Origin of the sequence: Thalassospira sp. UBA1131 (assembly GCF_002311515.1) — a bacterium.
Taxonomy (GTDB): domain Bacteria; phylum Pseudomonadota; class Alphaproteobacteria; order Rhodospirillales; family Thalassospiraceae; genus Thalassospira.
The window spans coordinates 38,040-40,187 of record NZ_DCAO01000087.1 but is presented as its reverse complement, the minus strand read 5'-3'; the positions used below and the strand labels follow the sequence as shown (position 1 = coordinate 40,187).

Here is a 2,148-nt window from a genome sequence, read left to right as displayed (position 1 = left end):
GGCCGCAATGATGAGCCCGATGATTTCCGGCGGTTACGCCCATGCCGATGAAAAAGGCTATGTCGGGATCGCAATGCCCACCAAATCTTCGGCACGTTGGATTTCCGACGGAAATTCCATGGTCGAGCAGTTTGAAGCTGCCGGCTACAAAACCGATCTTCAGTACGCAGAAGACGATATTCCCAACCAGCTGTCCCAGATCGAAAACATGATCGTTAAAGGCGTCGACGTCCTTGTGATCGCGGCGATTGACGGTACCACGCTTTCGAATGCGCTGGAAAACGCAGCAGCAGCAGGCATCAAGGTCTTCGCCTATGACCGCCTGATCGTTGAAAGCCCGAATGTCGATTATTATTCCACCTTCGATAACTTCCAGGTCGGCGTCCAGCAGGCCACCTCGCTGGTTGATGGCCTGATTGCATCGGGTGAGCCGCCCTATAATGTTGAACTGTTCGGCGGTTCGCCGGATGATAACAACGCGTATTTCTTCTATAACGGTGCGATGTCGATCCTGCAGCCGCTGATCGACGAGGGAACCATCGTGATCAAATCCGGCCAGATGGGCATGGACACGGTCGGTACCCTGCGTTGGGATGGTGCGGTTGCACAGGCCCGTATGGATAACCTTCTTTCGGCACATTACACCGACGAAGAAGTCGATGGCGTTCTGTCGCCGTATGACGGGCTGTCGATTGGTATCCTCTCCTCGCTTAAAGGCGTTGGTTACGGTTCCGGCGATATGAAAATGCCGATCGTGACCGGTCAGGATGCTGAACTGCCGTCGGTCAAGTCGATCCTGGCTGGTGAACAGTATTCCACCATCTTCAAGGACACCCGTGAACTTGCACGCGTGACCGTTTCGATGGTGGACAGTGTCCTTGCAGGCGAAAAGCCCACCATCAACGACACCAGCACTTACGACAACGGTGTGAAGGTTGTTCCTTCCTACCTGCTTGAGCCGATCATGGTTGATAAATCCAACTGGGAAGAAATCCTTATTGGTTCAGGCTACTACACCAAAGACGAAGTGCAATAAGCGCTTAGGCATTGAAGGTCCCGGCGTTTGCGCCGGGGCCGCTTTTCTTAAGGTTTCTAGGGCAAGTCGCCCGACTGGTTTCCAGGAAAACAAAGACCAAAGCAGACGAAGACGCCGTTGCAGTGTCAATGGCAGTGGGAGGACCGGATGGATACCATCCTGGAAATGAAGAACATCACCAAGACCTTCCCGGGTGTGAAGGCACTGGATGATGTCAGCCTCAAAGTTGAACGCGGGGAAATCCACGCGCTTTGTGGCGAAAACGGTGCAGGTAAATCCACCCTGATGAAGGTGCTGAGCGGTGTTTATCCGCACGGAACCTATGAAGGTGACATCCTTTATGATGGCGGGGTGCAGGAATTCAAGGATATCCGCGACAGTGAAGAACGCGGGATCATCATTATTCACCAGGAACTGGCACTTGTGCCGTTGCTGTCGATTGCCGAAAACATTTTTCTGGGCAACGAAATCAGCGAAAATGGCGTGATCAACTGGCCTGCGACCTTTGCGCGCACCGGTGAGTTGCTGTCAAAAGTCGGTTTGAAAGAAAACCCGGCGACGTTGGTCACCAATATCGGGGTCGGCAAACAGCAACTGGTCGAAATCGCCAAGGCGCTTTCGAAAAAAGTGAAGCTGCTGATCCTTGATGAGCCGACTGCGAGCTTGCAGGAAAATGACAGCCAGAAGCTGCTCGACCTGTTGCTGGAATTCAAGGCGCAGGGCATTACCTCGATCCTGATTTCGCACAAGCTCAATGAAATCAACCGGGTGGCAGACCGCATCACGGTTATCCGCGATGGCAAGGCAATTTCGACTCTTGATGCGCGCGGTGGCAACATCATCGAAGACCATATCGTCAAGGACATGGTCGGGCGCGATATGGCGCACCGCTATCCGGAACGCACGCCAAGTATCGGTTCAGGAAAGTTGATGGAAGTCCGCAACTGGTCGGCAACCCATCCGCTGCATCCCGAACGCAAGGTCGTTGATAATGTCAGCATTGATGTTGCGGCCGGTGAAGTTGTCGGCATTGCAGGCCTGATGGGCGCTGGTCGGACCGAACTTGCCATGAGCATCTTTGGTCAGTCCTATGGCACCGATATTTCCGGTGA

General features: G+C 53.7%; 2 protein-coding genes. Both read left to right on the top strand.

Annotation, left to right across the window (positions count from 1 at the left end; all coding sequences use genetic code 11):
• Nucleotides 1–1,036, top strand: a 1,036-nt coding sequence (chvE, locus tag B3Z49_RS13230) for a multiple monosaccharide ABC transporter substrate-binding protein (protein ID WP_296991647.1), incomplete at its 5' end; no start/stop codon positions are given.
• A gap of 147 nt (nucleotides 1,037–1,183) precedes the next feature.
• On the top strand, nucleotides 1,184–2,148 hold a 965-nt coding region (locus B3Z49_RS13225; protein WP_296991644.1), incomplete at its 3' end, for an ATP-binding cassette domain-containing protein.